Here is a 21,672-nt window from a genome sequence, read left to right on the forward strand (position 1 = left end):
GGCTCTAGCCTCCGACAATCTGGCGATAGATCTGCGGCAAGGCCTGTGTCAGCCGATCGGGATGCGGGATCACGGCAAAGCCGCCTTGACCAAACAACCGCGGAAACCAGGACTTGGCCGACTTGTCGATGGTGACGCCAAAGACGGATTGGCCTGCCCGCCGGGCTTCCCGAACTGCCATCCTGGTGTCTTCGATGCCGTGCCGCCCCTCGTAGTGATCGAGATCGTTCGGCTTGCCGTCCGTGATCACCAGAAGGAGCTTGCGCTTGCGCGACTGCGCTGCCAGGTCGGCGGACACATGACGAATGGCTGCACCCAGGCGGGTGTAGAAGCCGGGACGCAGCGTTCCGATCCTCTGTTCGACAAGGGCACTCATCGGTTCATGGAACCCCTTGCAGGACTGCAGGTACACCCGCTGCCGTTTCAGGGATGAAAACGCAGTGATGGCGAAATCATCGCCGCAGGCGTTCAGACCCCAGGCCAGCGCTGTCAGGGCTTCCCGTTCGATATCGATCACGGCGCGTCCGGTGACGGCGCTTTCGGTCGAGCGGGAAACGTCGAGCAGGATGGAAACCGCAAGATCACGCGCTTCCGGACGGGTCTGCAGCCAGATTCGCTCCGAGCCGGTGCCGCCTGCAATCCGTTCGGCTTCAGAGCGCACGGCTGCATCAAGATCCAGTCCGTCGCCTTCCAGGTGTCCACGTGTCGTCACCCGGCCCGGGCGAAGGGCCTCGAACTGCTTCTTCACCGAGCGGATGCGCCGTTTGGCCCGCTCGTCCATGCCGGCAGATCCCTTTTCAGGATCCGCTTCTGCAGTGCTGGTCAGAACGCAGACGTGGTCTGCCAGATAGCGGCCGCTGCGTGTGTCCCATTCGGGGTAGAGATGCCGTCCGGACAGTCTCTCGCGGTCCACATCCTCCGGGGCGAGGTCAAGATGCAGCTTCAGACGGGTTGCCGGTGCCTTGGAGATTTGCCCGAGGCCGATCTCCTCCTGATCGTCTGCCGCTTTCTTGGCGCTGTCGTGGTCGTCGTCATCGACACGCCGATTGAGATTGAGAAACTCCGCCCAGCTCAATATGGCTTCAAACTTGTGGAGGATCAGACTGTCCTTGCGTTCCGCCTGATCTGCCTTGCGTCTGCGGGCGCGCACGGTCTTGCCGGTCGCTTCCTCGGGTGGGCCGTCTGTCTCGCGGCTGTCGACTTCGTCTCCCGCAGAAAACACGATTGCTCTGAGATCCGGCCAAAGCGGTACCGGCCGGAAAGGGCGGTATCCGCGCGGGGCAGTTATCTCCTCGAACGAATTCCGGTCAACCCGCTCCCGAAGTTCCAGGACATCGCGGGGCGGCAGGGCGGGGTCTCCCAGAAATTGACGTATGAGCCTGTCGACCCTTGCTTCCATGTCCGGCAGCGGGGCCTGTGGTCTTGCTGCCAGCACCTGCTGGCAGAGTGCGGCGTAGAGATCCCGCAAGCCGGGAGCATGTTCGAGCGTGTCCCGCACCATCGCGGAAATCGCCCTGAGCGCTTGCAGGTCGGCGCGGAGCGGGTCCGTTTCGGCAATATGGGTTGGTGCATGGGCCGCAAGGGCCGTCAGCCAGACATAGAGGACTGCATTTGCCTCCCGCAGCGGGAACACCGCAAGACTGGCCGGCAGTCTCAGGATTTCGCCGTCGAAGCTGGTCCGTGTCACGGTTTCCGCTTCCGTGCCGAGCCGCCTCAGAAATCCGAGGCGATGGCGGGACACCTCCTGGGCGACCGGACGGAGCTCGACACTGTGAGCTCCGCCCAGTCCCCGGAAAAGGACAGCAAGCCGCCCGCCGACCTCATCGAGGCCGACCGCGGCTCCATGATGCACCTCGGGTGCACCCAGGCGGCTTGCAAACGCGTGCCACAGTTTCCCGACAGTTTCCTCGGGTTCCCATGGCTCGATGTCGATCTTGCCCATCGGTCTGGCCTCACCCAAACACGGCCGTGACAAGATCAAGGAGCCCGCGTTTCACGTCTTCATCGTCGGTCAGCGGTTCGATCATTGCAGCTTCGATCGCCCGGCCGACAGGCATGCCCTGGGCAATCAGCGTTGCCGCATAGACGACCAGACGGGTCGACACGCCTTCTTCGAGATCCTGGCCTTTCAAAGCCCTGAGTTTTCCGGCCAGACGTACCAGCGAGGCGGTCCGGTCGCGATCGAGGCCGCTTTCCTCGCAAACCACTTCGGTTTCCAGATCCGCCGGCGGGAAATCGAATTCAAGCGACAGGAAACGCTGGCGGGTGGATGGTTTCAGGGTCTTCAGGATGTTCTGGTAACCGGGGTTGTAGGAGGCGACGAGCATGAAGCCGGGTGCGGCCATCAGCTCTTCTCCGGTTCTGTCGATCGGCAGGGTCCTGCGATCATCCGTGAGGGGATGCAGCACGACCGTCACATCCTTGCGCGCTTCCACAACCTCGTCGAGATAGCATATTGCGCCCTCCCTGACGGCCCGTGTCAGCGGTCCGTCCACCCAGACGGTCTCGCCACCCTTGAGAAGATACCGGCCGATCAGATCGGCGGCGGCAAGGTCGTCATGACAGGCGACCGTGTAAAGCTTGCGGCCGAGCCTTGCCGCCATATGGGCGACGAACCGGGTCTTGCCGCAGCCGGTCGGTCCTTTCAGCAGAACCGGCAGGCCGTTCCGGTGCGCGGCTTCGAAGACATCGCATTCGTCGCCTTGCGAGAGGTAGAAGGGGGCAGGTGCCGCCCCCTTTTCCATGGAGACTGTTGCGTCCATATCCGTCACTCCGCCGGGGCGCCGGCTGCTTCACCCGGCTGGATGACTTCGCGGCGTGGCACTGCAACTGCGTAGATGAACAGGATGGCGCCGAGGACGAAGGCTGCACCGGCTCCGAAGCGCATCCAGTAGAACACGGCCAGCTGGTCCTGAACGTCCATGTAGTATTCGCCCAGGACACGCTGCAGGTGGGTTTGAACCGTTCCCGCGAACGTCAGCACGAAGGTCATGAAGGACATGCCACCGGCCATCAGCCAGAAGGACGCCATGTTGAGCACCTGGTTGTAGGGATCCCGGCCGCGCAGAAGCGGCATGGCGTAGGTGATGATCGCCAGGTTCAGGGAAACATAGGCGCCGAAGAAGGCCAGGTGTCCGTGGGCAGCGGTGATCTGCGTGCCGTGCGTGTAGTAATTCACGCCATGCAGGGTATGCAGGAATCCCCAGACGCCGGCGCCGAAGAAGGCAAGCGTCGCGCAACCGAGCGACCACAGCAGCGCGGCCTTGTTGGGGTGGTCCCGCCGGCCTTTCCACACCATCACGAAGGCAAAGGCCATCATGGCAAAGAAGGGGATCACCTCCAGCGAGGAGAAGATCGAGCCGATCCACTGCCAGTATCCGGGTGTCCCGATCCAGTAGTAATGGTGGCCGGTGCCCAGGATGCCGGAGAACAGTGCGGCGGCAACGATGACGTAGAGCCATTTCTCGATGACTTCGCGGTCGACGCCGGTCAGCTTCAGCATCAGGTAGGCAAGGACCGAGGCCATGATCAGTTCCCAGACACCTTCGACCCACAGGTGCACGACGTTCCACCAGTACTGCTTGTCGAGCGAGAGGTTGCTCGGGTTGTAGAAGCTGAACAGGAACAGGAGCGCCAGGCCCCACAGGCCCAGAAGCAGGATGTTGGTGATCGCGGTTTTCTTGCCCTTCAGCACTGTCATGGTGATGTTGAACAGGAAGATGAGGGCGGCAACAACGATGCCCACCTTGACCCATTTGGGCTGTTCGATGAACTCGCGGCCTTCCTTGCCCAGCAGCCAGTTGCCTTCAAACAGGTTGAAGACATAGGTGAGCACCACACCCAGTGTGCCGACCACCAGAATGATGAGCTGCAGATAGGCGAGCTTGGTGGAATGGATTTCCCGTTCCGCTTCTTCCGGGATCAGGAAATAGGCGGAGCCCATGAAGCCGAGCAGCAGCCAGACGATCAGGCTGTTTGTGTGCAGCATCCGCACGATGTTGAAGGGAAGCAGCTCCGACAGAAAGTTCGGCGCCACATAGATGTAGCCGGCGAGCAACCCGCCCAGAACCTGGACGGCGAACAGGCCGAGCGCCACGGCGAAATACGCCAGCGCAACCTTTTGAGATTGGTATTTCATCTTGGGTTTCCTCAGCGTTCAAAATCAGCCGGCGTCGTTCGGCGGCCAGTCCTGGGCGTCGATCTTGTCTGTCCAGATCAGGAAGTTCGAGAGATCGCGGATCTCTTCGTCCGTCAGGTGGAACTGCGGCATCTGTCGGCGGCCTTCGATGCCGGAAGGCTGGGATTCCATCCAGCCCTTGAGGGTCTCGAATGCCAGGTCAGGATCGTCCAGCACACCCCAACGGGTCATCACGTTGCCGACTTCGGGGGCGAAATACGCACCCTCGCCGAGGATCGTGTGACAATTGATGCAGGCCTTGTCCTCCCAGACCCGTTTACCTGCGGCAACGCTTTCGGTCAGCGTCTCCGCATTCGTCGATGTGCTGGTGATGTAAAGGTGGCTGTGCGCCGACAGCCCCACAAAGATGATGATGAAAAAAAGCGACCCGCCATAGAATATGTTTCGGGCCATGCTTTTGGTCATGACTTCGCGCATAGCGCGCTCCTTTCCCCGGAGTTGATCCTGCCGGGAGGGTGCCAGCGCGTAGCCGCATTTCCTTAACCAAAGTCAAGTGGACCGGAAAGGCGTGCCGAAGACGGTGAAAATCATCGCAATGGGATCGACGCGTTCGCCGATGTTGCCGCGAAGGGCATGCTTCCCTGCGACAATTGTGTCGTTTTGCAGGCGATGAACATGTAATTATCTAAATGAAAACAAAGGCTTAGAAAGATCGTATCTTGCCGGTTTTCCCGCCGAACATGGCTGAACAAACCTGCCTGAAAATTTCAAGTTAACGAAAGTCAAGGAAGCAGACCCAGCCTGCGCGCACCGTCCGATTGCCTCACCAGTCGAACGGAGACTAATCATGATCTCGACACGAGCCATTCGGAGAAATGCGCTGCTGATGAGTGTGGCTTTCACACTCGGATTGTCGGCAGTCGGCGTTTCTGCCCAGGACAAGCCGGCGGACCACGGCAGTGGTCCTTCAGCTGCCTATGAGCCTAGCATGTCAACTCTCGGCCAGCTGAAGGTCGAGATTCCGGGGCGCAAGGAAGGCGATCCCGTGATGACGCCTGATGAATATCAGAATGCAAACCAGATCTATTTCGAACGCTGCGCCGGTTGCCACGGCGTGCTGCGCAAGGGCGCGACCGGCAAGCCGCTGACCACGGATATCACCCGGGAAAACGGCTACGAATATTTGCGCGACTTCATCACCTACGGATCGCCCGCCGGCATGCCGAACTGGGGGACCTCGGGTGAATTGACCGAGGAACAGGTCGACATGATGGCGCGCTACATCCTGCTGGAACCGGCGTCACCGCCAGAGTTCGGCATGGACGAAATGCGCAAGAGCTGGAAGGTGCTGGTTGCGCCGGAAGACCGTCCGAAAGAGAAGTTGAACGATATCGATATCGACAACCTCTTCTCGGTCACCCTGCGCGACAGCGGCCAGGTCGCCCTTATCGACGGTGAAACCTATGCCATCCATGCGGTGATCAACACAGGGTATGCGGTTCATATTTCGCGTATTTCCGCCTCCGGCCGATATCTTTACGTGATCGGGCGTGATGCGCTTGTGAACATGATCGACCTTTGGATGGAAGAGCCGGCAACAGTGGCGCAGATCAAGGTCGGCACCGAGGCCCGCTCCATCGAAACATCGAAAATGAAGGGATGGGAAGACAAGTATGCGATCGCCGGTTCCTACTGGCCGCCGCAATATGTGATCATGGACGGCGACACGCTGGAGCCGCTCAAGATCAAGTCGACCCGTGGCATGGTCTACGACGACCAGACCTATCATCCCGAGCCGCGCGTCGCCTCCATCGTGGCATCGCACTACAACCCGGAATTCATCGTCAACGTGAAGGAAACCGGCAAGATCCTGCTGGTCGACTACTCGGACATCAAGAACCTGAAGACGACCGAGATCGAAGCCGAACGCTTCCTGCATGATGGCGGGTTCGACAGTTCCAAGCGTTACTTCCTTGTGGCTGCCAACGCCCGCGGCAAGGTTGCGGTCGTCGACACCAAGGAAGGCAAGCTGACGGCCTTGCTTGAAACGGGTGGTCAGACACCTCATCCGGGGCGTGGTGCCAACCTGATCCACCCGACATACGGACCGGTTTGGGTGACTTCGCACCTCGGCGACGAAACCGTCGCCCTGATCGGGACAGATCCGGAAGGCCATCCGGACAGTGCCTGGAAGGTCGTGCAGACCCTCTATGGTCTCGGCGGGGGCTCGCTCTTCGTCAAGTCCCATCCGAAGTCGAACCATCTCTACGTGGATGCACCCTTGAACCCGGACGCGGAAGTCTCGGGCGCGATCGCTGTGTTCAACGTCAACGACCTGACCCAGGAAGAACCTGAATACAAGGTTCTGCCGATTGTCGAATGGGCGGATGTCGGCGAGGGCCAGCCGCGTGTCGTTCAGGGCGAATTCGACCAGGCGGGCGAGGAAATCTGGTTCTCCGTCTGGAACGCCAAGGACAAGGAAAGCGCGATCGTCGTCGTTGACGACAAGACGCTCGAGCTGAAGCACGTCATCAAGGACGAACGGCTGATCACTCCGACCGGCAAGTTCAACGTCTTCAACACGCGCGCCGACGTCTACTGACGTCCCGCCGGGAGAGGCGGAATTCCGCCTCTCCCGTTTCTTTCTTCCATGCCGCCTGCAGGAGCAAACGATGAAACAGCCAGGGAAGGTCTATCTGATCGGTGCGGGACCCGGTGACCCGGAGCTTCTGACGCTCAAAGCCTTGCGAGTGCTCCAGGAAGCGGATGCCGTTGTTTTTGATCGTCTGGTTTCACCTGAAATCCTGTCGTTGGCTCCGTCCGGTGCCCTGCAGGTGCCTGTTGGAAAATCGCCCGACAATCATCCCGTTCCTCAGGAGAGGATCAACGAGATCCTTGAAGAACTGGCGCTGGAAGGCTTGACCGTCGCCCGCCTGAAAGGCGGCGATCCGCTGATCTTCGGTCGCGGTTCGGAAGAAGCCGAACATCTTTTGTCACGCGGCATCGCGGTCGAATATGCGCCCGGCATCACCGCTGCCCAGGGGGCTGCCTGCGTAACAGGTGTGCCGCTCACCCATCGTGGTCTGGCAACCGGCGTCCGCTATGTGACCGGACACCGGCAGGCAAACGGCGTTCTCGACCTCGATTGGAAAAGTCTCGCCTGCGAGGACACCACGCTCGTCGTCTACATGGGGGTTGCCAACATCGGGCAGATTGCCCTGCGCCTGATTGCCGAAGGACTGAGCGGGACAACCCCTGTACTAGCCATCGCAAACGCGACGACACCGCGTGAAACCAGGCTCTATTCCGAACTCGACAGGATCGCGATCGATATCCGCGACGCCAGGTTCAAGGCACCGGTGCTGTTTGTTGTCGGCAAGGTCGTGACCCTGAGTGCCGAATGGCCGGCAGCCACCCTGGACGCCATGCTCAGTGCCGTGGACAGCGGCACAGCCGGAAGGCTGGTCCATGCTTAAGACGCTGCTCACCATTGCCTTCTGTCTTCTGGCCATCACAAGCCTCGCGCTTGCCGAGGAACAGGAAACGCCTGCGGCATTGGTCAACCTGGTGCGGCAGGACTGCGGGTCCTGTCACGGCATGACGCTGAAAGGTGGTCTTGGACCGGACATCCGGCCGGATGCCCTCGGTCATTACGACATCGACACCCTGTCCACGGTGGTTCTGGACGGCATCCCGAAAACGGCAATGCCTCCCTGGCGTCCGATCCTGAGCGAGGCCGACGCGAGAAAAATTGCCGAATATCTTTTGAAGGGAGACACGAAATGAAGTGGCTATGTGGAGCCGTTCTGGCAGCCATGTTGACCGGCACTGTCCAGGCGCAGTCGGTCGTTGCCACCGGCGATCTCGGTCTTGTGGTGGAACGGGCGAGCGGGTCTCTGTTGCTGGTCGATCAGTCCGACCGTGCCTCCCTGGCACGGATAGAAGGGCTTGGCGACCTTTCCCATGCAAGCCTGGTCTATTCACCGGACGAACGTTTCGCCTATGTCTTCGGCCGCGATGGCGGCCTTTCCAAGGTCGATCTTGTCGAGAAACGGATAGCCAAGCGGGTGATTCAATCCGGAAACGCCATCGGTGGGGCCATCTCGGACGACGGCTCACTGGTCGCGGTTTCCAACTATGAGCCTGGCGGTGTGCGTATCTTCGACGCTCAGACGCTGGAGATGGTTGCAGATATTCCGACCGGGTCGAAGACAATCGGTCTTGTCGATGCGCCCGGCAAACGCTTTGTCTTCACTTTGTGGGATGCAGGCGAAACCTGGATCGCGGACCTCAATTCGGAGGAACCGAAGATCACCAGGATTACCGGCATGGGCACCAACCCCTATGATGCTCTGATCACCGGTGACGGCCGTCTCTACATCACAGGCCTGTTTGGCGAAGACGGATTGACCGCGCTCGACCTGTGGCAGGAAAATCCCGAACCAATTCGCGTTTTGTCCGGATATGGCCGCGGGGAAGCGGAGCTACCGGTCTACAAGATGCCGCATCTGGAAGGTTGGGCACGCGCGGGCCAGGAGTTTGTCCTGCCTGCCGTCGGGCACCACGAGGTTCTGTGGGTCGATGGTGAAACGCTCGCCGAAACCGGACGCACCAGTACCCATGGTCAACCGGTCTTTGCCATGGCGAGACCCGATGGCCGCCAGGTCTGGGTAAACTTCGCACATCCGCTCAATGACACCATCCAGGTGATCGATACGATCACAAAGCAGGTCGTTCACGAATTCAAACCCGGCCCTGCCGTACTGCACATGGAATTCACGCCACGCGGTAACGAGGTCTGGGTTTCCGTGCGCGATGCCGGCAAGGTCATGATCTACGACACCCGGACCTTCGAGAATACAGGCGAAATCGACGCCGAGAGCCCATCCGGCATCTTCTTTACAGCCCGGGCACACAGGACGGGGTTGTGAGCCATGACAAGCCTCATCGATCCCATTGACTTGAACCTGCTCGACAACTGGCAACGGGACTTCCCGTTGGTGCCGAGACCTTTCGAAATCATTGCAGCGGGAACGAACTGCTCCGAAGGTGACGTTATCGGGCGGCTGCAGGATATGGCTGCGACCGGCCGGATCACCCGCGTTGGTGCCACCTGTGCACCCAACACGGTTTCGGCAAGCACATTGGCGGCCATGTCGGTGCCACACGATCGCATCGAGGCCGTTGCCGGGATCGTCGGTGCTCAGCCGGGCATAAATCATTCTTATCTAAGGGAGAATTACCGAAACCTCTGGTTCGTTGCCACCGGCCCGGACCGGGAGCATGTCAACGGGGTTCTGGACACCATACGGGAGCAGACGCAGCTTGCCGTACTGGATCTCCCGATCATCCGTCCGTTCAATATAGACCTAGGCTTCAGCTTGAACGGCGGCCTGGGCCGGCCACCAGTGCCCCGGCCGGTCCGGTTGGAGCGACTGCAGGAGCGAGACGATGACCTCCTGCAGGCTCTGACCACAGGACTACCGATCATACAGCGCCCCTACCTGCGAATTGCGGAACAACTCGGCCGAACGGAAGAGGACGTTCTGGAACGGATTGGAAGGCTGCTTGAAGCCGGTATCATTTCCCGCTTCGGCGTGATTGTACGTCACCGCGCCCTTGGCTGGCGCGCGAACGCCATGGTTGTCTGGGATATCGAACCGGAAAGGATCGCCTCGGCGGGCCCGGCGCTTGCTGCGCATCCGGGGGTGACCCTGTGTTACGAACGCAGACCCGTGGCAGGCGTGTGGCCCTATCGGCTTTACTGCATGATTCACGGCCGGAGCCGGTCGCAGGCACTGGATGTTCTCATTCAGGCATCGCGCCTGCGGGAAGTGGCGGGCGTCAGGCATGACGTCCTCTTTTCCACCCGTTGCTTCAAGCAGACCGGGGCGCTGATCTCTCGTCAGGGAGTTGCGGCATGACCCGGAAACTGTCTCCTCTTGAGCGGACCTTGATCAATCGTCTGCAGGACGATCTGCCGCTGGTTTCGCATCCCTTTCGGGAATTGGCGCAGGAACTGGGCCTGAGTGAAGAAGAGGTTGCCGGGCACATCCGGACCTTGCGCGACGACGGCCTGCTGACACGGTTCGGACCCTTCTTCGATGCGGAAGCCCTTGGCGGTGCCTTTTGCCTTTGCGCCATCGCGGTACCGCCAGCGCGTTTCGAAGACGTCTTAACCAAAGTCAATGCCTACCCCGAAGTCGCCCATAACTATGAACGGGATCACAAGCTCAACATGTGGTTCGTCCTGGCAACGGAAAGTCAGGCCGCAATTTCGGCAACTGCCGAAGCAATCGAACGCGACACAGGCTTGCCGGTGCTGCTGTTTCCGAAGGAACGCGAGTTTTTCATAGGCTTTCGGGTGAACGCATGACCTTGACCCCACAGGACCGAACGATCGTCGAAGCCACACAGGCCGGATTGCCTCTGGTCACCAGACCCTTTGCTGTCGTCGCGGAAAGCCTGGGACTGAGCGAAGCGGAGCTGATCGACCGTCTGAAGCAGCTGAAGGCGCAAGGTGTCATCCGGCGTATCGGGGCCGCACCAAATCATTACAGGCTCGGCATGACCGCGAATGGCATGACCGTCTGGGATGTCGATGACGCAGTGGTCGACAGTCTCGGCGAAAAGGTCGGCGCCCTGCCGTTCGTCACGCATTGTTACCGCCGTCCGCGGGCACTGCCCGACTGGCCTTACAACCTCTTTGCCATGGTTCATGGAGAAACCCGCGAGGAAGTGATTGCAAAGCGGGCGGAGATTTCCAGTCTGCTGGGCAAGGCCTGCCGTGCCGGCGACATCCTGTTTTCAACGCGCATCCTGAAAAAGACCGGCATGCGCCTTCGCGGCAAGGAGGGCTGAACGATGTTCCGCCTCTCGGAATACATGCACCAGATCGTGGAGCCGACACCTGTCAGGACACGCCGCGGCACCGGTGCGGTCAAACCGGTGGTGATCTGGAACCTGACCCGGCGCTGTAACCTGAAATGCCGGCATTGCTACACCGTGTCGGCAGACGTCGATTTTCCAGGTGAGTTGAGCCACGACCAGGCCATGGCGACCCTGGAGGATCTTGGACGCTTCGGCATTCCCGCCCTGATCCTGTCCGGAGGTGAGCCGCTCGACAGGAAGGATCTGTTCGAGATCGCGGGGCGCGCCAGAAGCCTTGTGCGCATGCTGGCTCTGTCGACCAACGGCACCAGGCTGCACGGCGAGACTGCCGACAAGGTGGCGGAGATCGGCTTCGATTATGTGGGCATTTCCATTGACGGGATCGGGGCCACGAACGACTGGTTTCGTGGCGTCGAGGGCGCTTTCCAATCTGCCCTGCGGGGCGTTCGCGAATGCAAGTCACGTGGCATCAAGGTCGGGCTGCGCTTCACCCTGACCGAGGGCAACCACGAAAGCCTGCCGGATCTTCTGCGTCTGTGCGACGATGAAGGTGTCGACAAGTTCTATCTGTCCCATCTCGTCTATGCCGGCAGGGGCGACAAGCACCGCGGCGAAGATGCCGAGCACAAGCGCTCCAGATGGGCAATGGACATTCTGATGGACCGTGCATGGCAAGGTGTCAGCGGTGGCCGGCCACTCGATATCGTAACCGGCAACAATGATGCCGACGCGGTTTACTTTCTGGAATGGGTACAGCGGATCTTTGGTCCGGAAACGGCAGCCCATGTGCGCGGTCATCTTGCGGCCTGGGGAGGCAATTCCTCCGGTCTCGGTGTCGCCAACATCGACACCCTCGGCAACGTGCATCCGGATACCTACTGGTCCGACTACACCATCGGCAGCGTGAAATCCGTTCCGTTCTCCGAACTCTGGACCGGTGAAGACCCCATGCTGGCCCGGCTCAGAACAAGGCCAAGACCGCTCAAGGGGCGCTGCGGTGCCTGTGCCTTCAAGGACGTGTGCGGCGGCAATACCCGTATCCGCGCACTGCAACTGACTGGCGATCCCTGGGCCGAAGACCCTGCCTGTTATCTCAATGACGACGAAATCGGGCTTGCCGGCCCTGGCGGCGAGCGCCTGGCCGTGACCCCGTTCCGAGGAAAACGCCATGATCCGGCTCACCGCTTCGCTTAGCGCACTCCTTCTGATGACCTCGCTTTCGGTTGCAGGCCCCGCGCAGGACTATGCAGACAACTGCCAGGACTGCCATGGAGCAGGCCGTCTTGGTGGTGTCGGACCGGCACTGATCCCGGAGACCCTCGGCCGCATGCGCGGACCGGATCTCGATGCTGTCATTCGCGACGGCCGCAAGGCGACGCAGATGCCGGCATTCGCCGATATTCTAGATGCCGATCAGATCGAGGCCCTGGCCGCTTTCCTGAAAGAACCGCTGAGCGAGGTTCCGGACTGGACCGAAACGGATATTGCCGCCAGCCAGGTGATCAACGAGGACTATCAGCCCGTCGAAAAGCCGCTCTGGCAGTCCGATCCGATGAACATCACCCTTGTCGTCGAAACAGGTGATCATCACGTGAGTGTCCTAGACGGCGACACCTTCGAGACGCTCGACAGGTTCGCAACGCCGTTTGCGGTCCATGGCGGGCCGAAATTCTCGCCGGACGGGCGCTATGTCTTCATCATGTCGCGCGACGGCTGGGTCCAGAAATACGATCTCTACGCGCTTCAGGAAGTTGGCCGGGTGAGGGCAGGGCTCAACAGCCGCAACATTGCCATGAGCCATGACGGCAAGTGGCTGGCGGTTGCCAACTATCTGCCGATGACGCTGACGATCCTGTCGACCGAAGATCTTTCGGTCGCAACCGTGATGGATGTGACGGCCAAGGACGGAACGGCCAGTCGTGTTTCGGCGGTCTATCAGGCTCCCAACCGCAAGAGCTTTATCCTTGCCTTGAAGGATGCTCCGGAAATCTGGGAAGTAGCGACCGATCCGGAAGCGGAACCGGTCTACGAAGGCTTCGTGCACAGCCGGGAAAAAGGCATGGTCGAAGCTTTGCCTTCCTCCGTCGGTCTCTTCGCCCGCCGCCGGATCCTGACGGCGGAACCGCTTGACGATTTCTTTTTCGATGATGACTACCGGCATCTCGTCGGAGCGTCGCGCGACGGCGCGCGCGGTGTCGTGGTCAACCTGAATGTCGGCCGTGAAATCGCTGAATTGCCGCTGGAAGGCATGCCGCATCTCGGCTCCGGTATCAGCTGGGAGCGGGATGGCAGCAGGGTCATGGCGACCCCGCATCTGAAGGAAGGCAAGCTGTCGGTCATCGACACCGAAACCTGGAAGCAGATCGCGACGATCAAGACCGACGGTCCCGGCTTCTTCCTGCGCAGTCACGAGAACACGCCCTATTTCTGGGCCGATGTCTTCTTCGGTCCGAACAAGGACGAAATTCATGTGATCGACAAGGAAAGCCTGGAAATCGTCAAGACCTTAAAGCCCGTCGAGGGCGCGACGGTAGCCCATGTCGAATTCACGAAAGATGGCCGTCATGCCCTTGTCTCCGTCTGGGAGGACGACGGCGCAGTGATTGTCTATGACGCCAGCACGCTGGAAGAGATCCGGCGCCTGCCCATGCGCAAACCTTCGGGGAAGTACAATGTCTGGAACAAGATCACCTTTTCGGAAGGAACGAGCCATTGAGGCGATCCTCGTCTCGCACGGCCAGCCGTCGCACCCGCAGGCAGGTGAAGCGTATTTGCGCGCACTTGCGCAGCAGGTCCGCGAATTCCTGCCCGGCTGGTCCATTCGCTCGGCCACGCTGGCCGCGCCTGGCGCTCTTGATCGGGCCCTGGGCCTTGCCGGGCCTGAACCGCTTGTTTTTCCGGTTTTCATGGCCGAAGGCTGGTTCACGCAGACCGCTCTGACAGGCAGGCTGAAAGGGACGGGTGCCCGGCAGCTGCCTGCCCTCGGTATTCATCCCGAGTTGCCACGGTTGACGGCGCATTTTCTGGAAATGACGGCAGAAAGAACCCACTGGAACGCGTCGGGCTACGAACTGCTGCTCGCGGCCCATGGGTCGGCGACCTGCCGGTCGACCGCGCAAAGCACCGTCCGCTTTGCCGCTGTTCTTGCCGAATGGTTGCCGGAAAGACCGATCCGGTTGGGCTTCCTTGAAGAAGCACCCTTCCTGGAACAAACGGCTACAAGTTGCGGCATGAGAACGGTCTTGTTACCCCTGTTTGCCGGAAACGGGCACCACGTGACCCAGGACATTCCGGAAGCTCTCGACAAGGCCGGGTTCGAGGGACTGCGCCTTGCTCCGCTGATCGAGGCGCCATTCGTACCCAAACTCATTGCCTGCGCGCTGGAGAGCGCCAATCTGAAGGAACTGGCGGCGTGACCCGGATCGAAACCGGCTGGCCGGTGCGCAAACTTGCGATCGTGCTTTATCCGTTCACGGCCGCTGCCGTTGCCATCAATCTCTTCATGCTCAGCCTGATGGGGCAGGCCATCGGCTTGCCGGCCCTGTCGCCGATCGTGTCGATCTGGATCAGCTTGCCACTCGGCATCCCGGCCACATGGCTTGCAGCAAAGTGGGTGCGGCGACTGATGGACGAAGCAGATGGAAAACTGCCACCGGCAGATTGATAGCTTTGTGAACGGGATACGGACCATGTTGATACAAAGGGACCTGCGCCAGGGATCTGGCCTGCGCATGGCTGGTGCCGCAGCCGCTGTTTTCGGTGTCATGACAGTCGTGAGCGGTGGAACGGTTCTCTTTGGTGGCGATCAGCTATCCAGACTGGCTGGCAACGTCGTCTCGTTTGTCCTGTGGTTCAATTTCCTGGCGGGCTTTGCATATGCAATGACCGGCCTCGGGCTCTGGTTCGCCAGAGGGTGGGCTCGCTGGATGGCCATCGCGATTCTGATCGGGACCGCGATCGTCTTATGTGCATTCCTTGTGTATGTGTCCCAGGGCGGGCCTCATGAAACGCGTACTCTCGTGGCATTGATCTTCAGAACGGGCTTCTGGGCGATCGTTACCTCGACCGCCCTGCGCGCCGTAATCCGCTGATAGACACCCTCCTCAGGATGACAGCCACCCTGTCGAACCATCGCGGCGCACAACAAAGGCACTGGTTGCCGGAAAGTCAGTAAGGGCACTGCCAAAGAGGTTCTCTTCAAGCACCAATGCGGCCGTGGACAGGCCATCGGCAAGAGCTGCGGCCGGAGCTATGACGCTGGCGCCATCTACTGCACCCGCAACCGGCAGGCCGGTTCGCGGATCGATGATGTGGGAGCGCCGGCCGGCCTGATCGAAGGTCGTTCCGAGCCGCGCGGAACTGGCGACTGCGGCGTTCGTCAATCTGATCCTGGTCTTCGCCTCTGCGCGTTCGGCCACTGGCTGCAGGGTCACTGGCCAGCCATGGTGAGCGCCTGCGTCAAGAGCAGGTTCTTCATCCGGCCCGCCTCTGGTGACGATCTCACCGAGGTCGACCACCATGTTCGTGCATCCCACCGCGGCTAGCAGGGCCGTCACCCTGTCCGTGATGTAGCCTTGGGCAATGCCGTTGAAGGACATGGACATGCCTTTTTGCGCAAAGCGGATCTCGCCCGGGCCATAAACGACGTGTCCGAAGCCTGTGCGACTTCGGGCAGCCGCAAGATTCTCGCCGGTGTCGCCGGACGCCTGCCTGGCGTAATAGGCCCACAAAGGTTGAATGGTCGGGTCGAAGGCTCCTTCAGTCGCGGCATGAAGCCTGTCGCACAGGCCGAGCAGATCGACCATTTCCAGAGAAGGCGCCGAAAGCCGTCCGTTGGCATTCAGCCGGACCAGCTCGCTGTCCGGTTGGTAGAGACTGAAGATCGCTTCCAGCCTGCGGATTTCCGCTTCCACCCTGGTGAACAGACGTTTCGCTTCGCTTGCGCTTTCATGCAGGATATCGATCTCGGCGCCTGCCCCGAGCGCAATGCCGCGCCAGCGGTGCAATTGGGCCTGTCCACCTGCCATTGCGGCACCCGCCGGCAAAGCAAGGCCAGTAACACCGGCGGCGCAGATCCGCAGGAAACGCCTGCGGTTCATGGGTGGTTGATTGATGGTTGCATGTGTCATTGCGCAGCCCCGTGTTCTGCAGCCATGGGGACCGAGGTGGCGGCGGACACATCGACGGCTCCCAGAACGTACTCGGTCGGGATGTCTTCGGCGCGGACGACGCGGCCCTCGTTGTCCCGTGCGAAGGCATCTGCTCCGGCCTGCGTACCAAAGGGAATTGCTTCCGGTGCACCCATGCCGCCTGCCACGTTGCTGCCGATGACGAACCAGGCGCCATCCAGATCGATCCAGTTGTCGGTGCCTGGTTGGGTCCAGCTTTCTGCCCGCTCCATGTCGTTGACATAAACGGCAGCAATATCCTTCGGCTCTTCGGGAGAACGCAGGAAGGCAACCGCATCGCGCACCTGTGTGAACCAGAGCGGATTGGGATTTCCTGCCAGATGGATCTGGGCCTTGGGGCCGTCATGTTCCAGAACGGTCATCTGGCAGTAGTGACCAGCCGCTTCCGGTGTCAGATGCACGGCATCGGGTCTGGCAATCTGAACCTCTTCCTGGCAGGCAGCCAGGAACCCGAGCATGAAGATGGAAATGAGCGCGCGTTTCATGGCGCAATCCTTTTTATCAGAAGAGCGGAGCCAGCCATGGTCAGGCCGGCAAATGCTGCCAGGGAGCCAAGGGCAAGCAAGGGATCGAAGGGCAGGGCGTCCGCCACACCGGCCATGCCACCCACCAGATCACTTGCGCCGAGGGCGGCCAGGTTGAACAGGCGAAAGGCGTCGGCAGGGTTGAGCAGGATGGCGTAGGGGAAAACGTCGGACGCAAAGACACCGCTTGGGTTTGCGACCAGCGCGCCAAGCAGTGCAAGGTCATACAGGACGACCAGCATCAGCCACACGGCAACCGAAGCCGCCGCCGCGGTGCGCGACTGGCGTGTCAGTGAACTCAGAACGTAGCCCGTGGCGAGAAAGCAGACGCCGAGCAGGATCGAGGTTGCGATCAGGCGCGCAAAATCCGCAAGACCCGAGAGGGAGCCGAAGCCTGCTGCCACAAGCAATCCGGCCGTCAGGCCGTATCCGACAACCAGTGCGAATGCCAGAACCAGCGTGTGGCCGACGGCCTTGCCGATCAGGAATTCGACACGGGAGATCGGGCAGGACAGCGTCATCAGCAGTGTGCCGCGTTCGATCTCGCCGCAGATGGCGTCGAATGCGAGCAGCAGGGCGATCAATGGCACGAGATAGACCGACAGACTGGCCAGAGAAGCAACGGTAATGGTCAGGCGGTCGACGCCGAGCGTTCCGGCTGGTGCCGAGCCGAGCAGGGCAAGCGCCAGCGAGAACACGGCGAGGATCATGGCTGCAAGCAGGATCCACCTGTTGCGGATACCAATGCGGATTTCTTGTCCTGCTACAGTGAGGATTCTGGAGAACATGGTTCAGGCCCCCTTGCCAGCGGCGCTGGAAAAATACCGGTAGACGTCGTCGAGGCTCGGCGCGTGCACATCGACATCCTCAACCAGGTTGCCGAGCGCGCTGATTGCCGAAAGCGCCTTGACCTTGTCGTCCGCGTTGCAGTTGAATTCGACCGAACGTCCGTTCATCTGCCCGCCGCCGAGGCTTTCGGAGACATGGGCAAGATCCTCGGGCCTGGTCCAGACCTTGAGCCTGATCGGCAACCCGGCCTGGGCCCGCAGGCGGCTCAGGATGTCGTCCGCGACGAGCCGGCCTTTCGACAGGATCAGGATCCGGTCTGTCCGTGCTTCCAGTTCGGTAAGGGCGTGAGACGACAGCAGCACCGTCGTTCCCTGTCCCGCGATTTCACCGATCAGTTCATAGACCGTCTGCCGGGAGATTGGATCAAGGCCTGTCGTCGGTTCGTCCAGCAGGATCAGCCGAGGTCTCCCGACAAGAGCCTGGGCAAGACCAAGGCGTTGACGCATGCCCTTGGAATAGGTGCCGACTCGTCGTTTTGCAGCCTCCGCGAGACCGACCCTTTCGAGCAGCGGCAAGGCCCTGGCAGGGCTTTCGCCTTTCAGTCTCGCGTAGAAGGTCAGCACTTCCTTGCCGGTGAGCGAGGCGGGAAAGGCGACCGATTCCGGCAGATAGGCCGTGCCGACACGGGCATCGTGGCTGCCTGGGGCAGCTCCCATGACGGCGACGTCTCCATGGTCGCGCTTCAGGAACCCGAGCACGATCTTGAACAATGTGGTCTTGCCGGCGCCGTTGTGCCCGAGCATGGCAACCCGTTCACCTGCGTTCAGGGAAAAAGACACGTCATCGACGGCCTTGTGCCCGGAAAAGGTCTTGCAGACGCCGTCCACGCGGAGGGTCGGTGCAGAAAGGGACGTTTCGGTCATCCTTGAACTCCCGAATTCGGTGTCGCCCGCACCGGCGGATGCATCAGTGGGGCGTTGTCGACGATGCCGCCTGGCAGCAGCGCCGGAAATTGAGATTGGGTCCACCGCAGCAGCTGAACAGCCGGACTGCCGACCAGAAGCTTGGCGGAAGGTTGGGTCCAGAGGACCTGGTCGACCATGTCGTTGGGCCGGTAAGCGGTGTCGGCAATGCCGTCACCGTTCATGTCGAAGGCCGGGTGGTCGCTCCAGTAGTTGCCGCGCCCGTCCGTGCTCCAGTCAAGCTGGCGGCTGCCGACGTATTTCACCTGGGTCTTGTTGGCGATGAAGGCATTGCCCTTGAAGGCGTTATTTGCAGAACCCGCTGTGAAGTGAACACCGATGGGGCAGCCTTCGAAGCTGTTGTCTGTCACCGTGTTCTTGTTGGCGTTGTACATGAACAGACACTTCTCGCCGCCGCCTTCGACCTGGTTGCCGGAAATCTCGGCGTGATTGGCATAGTTGAGCATGAGGCCGTGATTGCGGTCGCCGATCGAGACGTTGTTGCGTACCTTCAGCCGGTCTGAAAACATCAGCGCGTAGCCAATGTCGTTGCCTTCGGAAACGTTGTTCTCGATGACACCATTGTTGCCGTGCATGTAGTGAACGGCAAAACGCAGGTCTTCGAACCGGTTGTTGCGGAAGGTGTCCTTGGGACTGGTGTTGACGAAGATGCCGTCGCGGCCGTACCGGATCGTGTTGTATTCCGCCAGAAGATCAGGTGCGTTCCAGACGTAGATACCGTTGCCACGCTCGTTCATGCGCAGGTCCTGGCGGCCTTCGATGAGATTGTTGGACACAGTTGCGTTGCGCGCACCATGAACATCGACACCTGTCAGGTTGTCGAGGATCCGGTTGTCGCGAACTATGGCGCGATGCGCGGTCTTGGACAGCTTGACGCCTGCATCCAGCGTTTCCTGCGAGAGGCCGGAGCCGGTCAGTTCCAGCCCTTCCACGACACTGTCCGGTGCGTTGATGGTGACGACGCTGCCGGTGCCGTTTCCGGCAATGCCCGCCTTGCCCGCCCCACTCAGCGTCAAGGGTTTGTCGAGAACCACTGGGCCCTCATGCTTGCCGGGTGCAAGCCGGAGAATGTCCCCGGCCTGCGCTTGTTGAAGAACCTGCTGCAAGGCGCCCTTTTCGGCTGGTACCTGCCATTCTTCCGCCTGTAGCGGACCGCAGACGGTCAGGCTCGCCACAGCAGCGGTGGAAAGTGCCAGTGATTTGAAAAAGGCGCGGTGCATGGCTCAGGCGTTCCTCGGTTCCACGAACATCCGGCCGCGCATTTCCATGTGCAGCGCATGGCAGAACCACTGGCAATAGTACCAATGGACGCCTGGGCGTTCGGCAACAAAGGTGACCGATGCGGTCGCCTGCGGACCGACTTCCATGGCGATGCCATAGTTGGACAGGCAGAAGCCATGGGTCAGGTCATCGATATGATCGATGTTGGTGACGTAGATTGTGACTTCGTCGCCCTGCTTTACCGTGAATTTCTCGAGGCTGAATGTCGGCGCGACCGAGTGCATGTAGACACGCACCTTGTTGCCGTCGCGGATGACGTCCGCGGCATATTCCAGCTCGACACCGTCGGCGGCCGCCTGTTTCTTGGCATCGTCAAACCAGGGATGGTTGCGATCCCAGACAGTTGCCGGATTTAGCTTCGACGCGTGCACGATAATGCTGTCATGCGGCTCGGCGAACGTCGGCCCGTCGTGAACGACTTTCATGTCGTCGGTGGAAATGTCGATGAGCTGTTCGTTCTCCGGTTTCAGCGGACCGACATTCAGGAACCGGTCCTTGGAGAACTTGTTCATCGAGATCAGCCATTTGCCGTCCGCTTCCGCGGTTTCACCCATGGATGTGGAGTTGTGGCCCGGCTGATAATGCACATCGACCTTCGAGATGATCGGATCGACTTCTTCGCCCGCATAGGCGCGGATGGCTTTGTCGACGTTCCATTTCACGATCTGGCTGTCGAGGAACAGGGTGGTGAACGCATTGCCCTTGCCGTCGAAAGCCGTATGGAGCGGGCCAAGGCCAAGCTGCGGCTCGGCGACAACGGCCGAGCGTGGATCGGCATTGTCAGAGAAGAGCGCGTCGACCTTGGTCACGTCGATCACCGTGCAGGTGGGTGACAGCTTGCCGTTGATGACGATGTGCTTCTTGTCCGGTGCCGCGTTGCAGCCGTGCGGGCTGTTGGGTACCGGGATATAGCGGGTGAACTGGGAATTTGCTTCTTTCCGGCCATCTACGATCGGCACACCGTTGAGTTCCCGGTAGTTGCCCGCAGCGACGGCTTCCTCGATCGCCTTGATGTTGAAGACGACGCAATGATCCAGTTCGCTCTCGGTCATTTCGGCAAGGTTCATGCCCATTTCCGAGTTGTAGCTGGTCGAAAAGGCGTATTTGCCCTGGTAGTCGGCGTCGCAGTTGTCGAGGTTGCCCGATACGATCACCTGCCAGGCGACCTTCATCTCGTCACCGTCGATGGCGGTGAACAGGCAGGAATACTGGGACGGATCGTCCAGGATCTTGCCGTCGTTGACCAGTGGGGCTTCATGCTCGCCATTTGCGAAGACATAGCCCGTGCGCGGATATTTCTGCGGCCGCATGCCGTGGATGTCGTGTGCGTTCGGGATCTCGATGATCTTGTCGCACTTCATCGTGGTGCAATCGATGCGGGCCACGCGCGTGTTCGCCTTGTCGTTGGCGAAGATGTAACGGCCGTCATAGGTGCCGTCGGTGAAGGACATATGCGGATGGTGCAGGTCGCCATTGTCATAGGTGACCTTGCCCTGCGCCGCGAGATACGCCTTGGTTTCCGGCAGCAGACCTTCCGTCAGGATCTTGAGGGACTCGTTGGTCTGACCCCAACCGGTTGCCGAGCAGCGGTTGAAGACGGGAACACGCATCAGTTCGCGCATGGACGGGAAACCGAGAATGCGCAACTCGCCGCTTTGGCCGGACGACCAGAAGCCGTAGTACTCGTCGAGTTCACCCGGTGCGAGTTCGAACTTCTGTCCATCTCCCTGCGCATATGCAAGGTCTGCACCGCTGAGGGCGACTGCGCCCATTCCGGCGACAATGGCGGTCTTGGCTGATCCGCCCAACAGATCCCGGCGGGATACGCCGCGCTGTTCTTGAGTGTCCTTCATGGCTGATCTCCTTAGGTTGCCTTT

22 protein-coding genes are annotated in these 21,672 nt (G+C 60.6%); 12 read left to right on the top strand and 10 right to left on the bottom strand.

Annotation, left to right across the window (positions count from 1 at the left end; all coding sequences use genetic code 11):
- Positions 1 to 4: 4 nt before the first annotated feature.
- The 4 genes from FIV03_RS28660 to FIV03_RS28675 are packed head-to-tail and all read right to left on the bottom strand — an operon-like array spanning position 5 to position 4,615.
- Positions 5 to 1,942: a VWA domain-containing protein gene (locus tag FIV03_RS28660; protein ID WP_152512218.1), complete on the bottom strand. Its 1,938-nt coding sequence runs from the start codon at positions 1,940 to 1,942 to the stop codon at positions 5 to 7.
- A gap of 10 nt (positions 1,943 to 1,952) precedes the next feature.
- Positions 1,953 to 2,762 (bottom strand): CbbQ/NirQ/NorQ/GpvN family protein, encoded by an 810-nt coding sequence (locus FIV03_RS28665; RefSeq protein ID WP_152512219.1) that lies wholly within the window; start codon positions 2,760 to 2,762, stop codon positions 1,953 to 1,955.
- Between the two features lie 5 nt (positions 2,763 to 2,767).
- Positions 2,768 to 4,138 (bottom strand): cbb3-type cytochrome c oxidase subunit I, encoded by a 1,371-nt coding sequence (locus tag FIV03_RS28670; RefSeq protein ID WP_152512220.1) that lies wholly within the window; start codon positions 4,136 to 4,138, stop codon positions 2,768 to 2,770.
- A 24-nt stretch (positions 4,139 to 4,162) separates the two neighbouring features.
- On the bottom strand, positions 4,163 to 4,615 hold the full coding sequence (locus tag FIV03_RS28675; RefSeq protein WP_023001477.1) for a cytochrome c: 453 nt from the start codon (positions 4,613 to 4,615) through the stop codon (positions 4,163 to 4,165).
- 370 nt (positions 4,616 to 4,985) lie between these two features.
- On the opposite strand from FIV03_RS28675, the gene FIV03_RS28680 reads away from it, so the two are divergent.
- From FIV03_RS28680 to FIV03_RS28735, 12 genes are all read left to right on the top strand, one after another.
- On the top strand, positions 4,986 to 6,740 hold the full coding sequence (locus FIV03_RS28680) for a nitrite reductase (RefSeq protein WP_286202340.1): 1,755 nt from the start codon (positions 4,986 to 4,988) through the stop codon (positions 6,738 to 6,740).
- A 70-nt stretch (positions 6,741 to 6,810) separates the two neighbouring features.
- Entirely contained in the window at positions 6,811 to 7,614 is an 804-nt protein-coding gene (gene cobA, locus FIV03_RS28685) for a uroporphyrinogen-III C-methyltransferase (RefSeq protein ID WP_152512221.1), read from the top strand.
- Positions 7,607 to 7,924, top strand: coding sequence for a cytochrome c (locus FIV03_RS28690; RefSeq protein ID WP_023001474.1), 318 nt, complete (start codon positions 7,607 to 7,609; stop codon positions 7,922 to 7,924). The genes cobA and FIV03_RS28690 overlap by 8 nt, the downstream gene beginning before the upstream one ends.
- The gene (locus FIV03_RS28695; protein WP_152512222.1) at positions 7,921 to 9,069 is read left to right on the top strand and encodes a cytochrome D1 domain-containing protein; all 1,149 of its coding nucleotides are present in this window, start codon (positions 7,921 to 7,923) and stop codon (positions 9,067 to 9,069) included. Before FIV03_RS28690 ends, FIV03_RS28695 begins: the two co-directional genes overlap by 4 nt.
- A 3-nt stretch (positions 9,070 to 9,072) precedes the next feature.
- Positions 9,073 to 10,062 carry an Lrp/AsnC family transcriptional regulator gene (locus tag FIV03_RS28700; protein ID WP_152512223.1) on the top strand — a complete coding sequence of 330 codons (990 nt, stop codon included), beginning with the start codon at positions 9,073 to 9,075 and terminating at the stop codon, positions 10,060 to 10,062.
- Positions 10,059 to 10,514 carry an AsnC family transcriptional regulator gene (locus tag FIV03_RS28705; protein WP_152512224.1) on the top strand — a complete coding sequence of 152 codons (456 nt, stop codon included), beginning with the start codon at positions 10,059 to 10,061 and terminating at the stop codon, positions 10,512 to 10,514. The genes FIV03_RS28700 and FIV03_RS28705 overlap by 4 nt, the downstream gene beginning before the upstream one ends.
- The gene (locus FIV03_RS28710; RefSeq protein ID WP_023001470.1) at positions 10,511 to 10,999 is read left to right on the top strand and encodes an Lrp/AsnC family transcriptional regulator; all 489 of its coding nucleotides are present in this window, start codon (positions 10,511 to 10,513) and stop codon (positions 10,997 to 10,999) included. Before FIV03_RS28705 ends, FIV03_RS28710 begins: the two co-directional genes overlap by 4 nt.
- Positions 11,000 to 11,002: 3 nt before the next feature.
- The gene (nirJ, locus tag FIV03_RS28715; RefSeq protein ID WP_152512225.1) at positions 11,003 to 12,223 is read left to right on the top strand and encodes a heme d1 biosynthesis radical SAM protein NirJ; all 1,221 of its coding nucleotides are present in this window, start codon (positions 11,003 to 11,005) and stop codon (positions 12,221 to 12,223) included.
- Positions 12,198 to 13,745, top strand: coding sequence for a nitrite reductase (locus tag FIV03_RS28720; protein ID WP_152512226.1), 1,548 nt, complete (start codon positions 12,198 to 12,200; stop codon positions 13,743 to 13,745). The genes nirJ and FIV03_RS28720 overlap by 26 nt, the downstream gene beginning before the upstream one ends.
- On the top strand, positions 13,702 to 14,445 hold the full coding sequence (locus FIV03_RS28725; RefSeq protein WP_173014022.1) for a CbiX/SirB N-terminal domain-containing protein: 744 nt from the start codon (positions 13,702 to 13,704) through the stop codon (positions 14,443 to 14,445). The genes FIV03_RS28720 and FIV03_RS28725 overlap by 44 nt, the downstream gene beginning before the upstream one ends.
- Complete coding sequence (locus FIV03_RS28730) at positions 14,442 to 14,693, top strand: hypothetical protein (protein WP_023001466.1); 252 nt, start codon at positions 14,442 to 14,444, stop codon at positions 14,691 to 14,693. Before FIV03_RS28725 ends, FIV03_RS28730 begins: the two co-directional genes overlap by 4 nt.
- A gap of 25 nt (positions 14,694 to 14,718) precedes the next feature.
- The gene (locus FIV03_RS28735; protein ID WP_286202341.1) at positions 14,719 to 15,120 is read left to right on the top strand and encodes a hypothetical protein; all 402 of its coding nucleotides are present in this window, start codon (positions 14,719 to 14,721) and stop codon (positions 15,118 to 15,120) included.
- 12 nt (positions 15,121 to 15,132) lie between these two features.
- Here the strand turns inward: FIV03_RS28735 and FIV03_RS28740 are convergent, their stop codons facing one another.
- From FIV03_RS28740 to nosZ, 6 genes are read right to left on the bottom strand one after another with little or no spacing between them, the layout of a single operon-like run.
- The gene (locus FIV03_RS28740) at positions 15,133 to 16,158 is read right to left on the bottom strand and encodes an FAD:protein FMN transferase (RefSeq protein WP_152512228.1); all 1,026 of its coding nucleotides are present in this window, start codon (positions 16,156 to 16,158) and stop codon (positions 15,133 to 15,135) included.
- A complete protein-coding gene (locus FIV03_RS28745) occupies positions 16,155 to 16,703 on the bottom strand; it encodes a nitrous oxide reductase accessory protein NosL (RefSeq protein WP_152512229.1) in 549 nt (182 codons plus the stop codon). Before FIV03_RS28745 ends, FIV03_RS28740 begins: the two co-directional genes overlap by 4 nt.
- The gene (locus FIV03_RS28750) at positions 16,700 to 17,530 is read right to left on the bottom strand and encodes an ABC transporter permease subunit (RefSeq protein WP_152512230.1); all 831 of its coding nucleotides are present in this window, start codon (positions 17,528 to 17,530) and stop codon (positions 16,700 to 16,702) included. The genes FIV03_RS28745 and FIV03_RS28750 overlap by 4 nt, the downstream gene beginning before the upstream one ends.
- Before the next feature lie 3 nt (positions 17,531 to 17,533).
- On the bottom strand, positions 17,534 to 18,454 hold the full coding sequence (locus FIV03_RS28755) for an ABC transporter ATP-binding protein (RefSeq protein ID WP_152512231.1): 921 nt from the start codon (positions 18,452 to 18,454) through the stop codon (positions 17,534 to 17,536).
- A complete protein-coding gene (locus FIV03_RS28760; RefSeq protein WP_173014020.1) occupies positions 18,451 to 19,734 on the bottom strand; it encodes a nitrous oxide reductase family maturation protein NosD in 1,284 nt (427 codons plus the stop codon). Before FIV03_RS28760 ends, FIV03_RS28755 begins: the two co-directional genes overlap by 4 nt.
- A gap of 3 nt (positions 19,735 to 19,737) precedes the next feature.
- Positions 19,738 to 21,648: a TAT-dependent nitrous-oxide reductase gene (gene nosZ / locus FIV03_RS28765; protein ID WP_152512232.1), complete on the bottom strand. Its 1,911-nt coding sequence runs from the start codon at positions 21,646 to 21,648 to the stop codon at positions 19,738 to 19,740.
- Positions 21,649 to 21,672 lie beyond the last annotated feature (24 nt).

It is taken from the genome of Labrenzia sp. THAF187b (assembly GCF_009363375.1).
Classification (GTDB): domain Bacteria; phylum Pseudomonadota; class Alphaproteobacteria; order Rhizobiales; family Stappiaceae; genus Roseibium; species Roseibium algicola.

What these genes read in the sequence shown, in the direction of transcription:
- FIV03_RS28665 (WP_152512219.1), bottom strand. Translation starts at nt 2,762, where the DNA reads ATGGACGCAACAGTCTCCATGGAAAAGGGGGCGGCACCTGCCCCCTTC.
- FIV03_RS28740 (WP_152512228.1), bottom strand. Translation starts at nt 16,158, where the DNA reads ATGACACATGCAACCATCAATCAACCACCCATGAACCGCAGGCGTTTC.
- FIV03_RS28700 (WP_152512223.1), top strand. Translation starts at nt 9,073, where the DNA reads ATGACAAGCCTCATCGATCCCATTGACTTGAACCTGCTCGACAACTGG.
- FIV03_RS28660 (WP_152512218.1), bottom strand. Translation starts at nt 1,942, where the DNA reads ATGGGCAAGATCGACATCGAGCCATGGGAACCCGAGGAAACTGTCGGG.
- FIV03_RS28720 (WP_152512226.1), top strand. Translation starts at nt 12,198, where the DNA reads ATGATCCGGCTCACCGCTTCGCTTAGCGCACTCCTTCTGATGACCTCG.
- FIV03_RS28675 (WP_023001477.1), bottom strand. Translation starts at nt 4,615, where the DNA reads ATGCGCGAAGTCATGACCAAAAGCATGGCCCGAAACATATTCTATGGC.
- FIV03_RS28750 (WP_152512230.1), bottom strand. Translation starts at nt 17,530, where the DNA reads ATGTTCTCCAGAATCCTCACTGTAGCAGGACAAGAAATCCGCATTGGT.
- FIV03_RS28710 (WP_023001470.1), top strand. Translation starts at nt 10,511, where the DNA reads ATGACCTTGACCCCACAGGACCGAACGATCGTCGAAGCCACACAGGCC.
- FIV03_RS28670 (WP_152512220.1), bottom strand. Translation starts at nt 4,138, where the DNA reads ATGAAATACCAATCTCAAAAGGTTGCGCTGGCGTATTTCGCCGTGGCG.
- FIV03_RS28695 (WP_152512222.1), top strand. Translation starts at nt 7,921, where the DNA reads ATGAAGTGGCTATGTGGAGCCGTTCTGGCAGCCATGTTGACCGGCACT.
- FIV03_RS28690 (WP_023001474.1), top strand. Translation starts at nt 7,607, where the DNA reads ATGCTTAAGACGCTGCTCACCATTGCCTTCTGTCTTCTGGCCATCACA.
- nosZ (WP_152512232.1), bottom strand. Translation starts at nt 21,648, where the DNA reads ATGAAGGACACTCAAGAACAGCGCGGCGTATCCCGCCGGGATCTGTTG.
- FIV03_RS28735 (WP_286202341.1), top strand. Translation starts at nt 14,719, where the DNA reads ATGTTGATACAAAGGGACCTGCGCCAGGGATCTGGCCTGCGCATGGCT.
- nirJ (WP_152512225.1), top strand. Translation starts at nt 11,003, where the DNA reads ATGTTCCGCCTCTCGGAATACATGCACCAGATCGTGGAGCCGACACCT.
- cobA (WP_152512221.1), top strand. Translation starts at nt 6,811, where the DNA reads ATGAAACAGCCAGGGAAGGTCTATCTGATCGGTGCGGGACCCGGTGAC.
- FIV03_RS28760 (WP_173014020.1), bottom strand. Translation starts at nt 19,734, where the DNA reads ATGCACCGCGCCTTTTTCAAATCACTGGCACTTTCCACCGCTGCTGTG.
- FIV03_RS28680 (WP_286202340.1), top strand. Translation starts at nt 4,986, where the DNA reads ATGATCTCGACACGAGCCATTCGGAGAAATGCGCTGCTGATGAGTGTG.
- FIV03_RS28755 (WP_152512231.1), bottom strand. Translation starts at nt 18,454, where the DNA reads ATGACCGAAACGTCCCTTTCTGCACCGACCCTCCGCGTGGACGGCGTC.
- FIV03_RS28745 (WP_152512229.1), bottom strand. Translation starts at nt 16,703, where the DNA reads ATGAAACGCGCGCTCATTTCCATCTTCATGCTCGGGTTCCTGGCTGCC.
- FIV03_RS28705 (WP_152512224.1), top strand. Translation starts at nt 10,059, where the DNA reads ATGACCCGGAAACTGTCTCCTCTTGAGCGGACCTTGATCAATCGTCTG.
- FIV03_RS28725 (WP_173014022.1), top strand. Translation starts at nt 13,702, where the DNA reads ATGTCTGGAACAAGATCACCTTTTCGGAAGGAACGAGCCATTGAGGCG.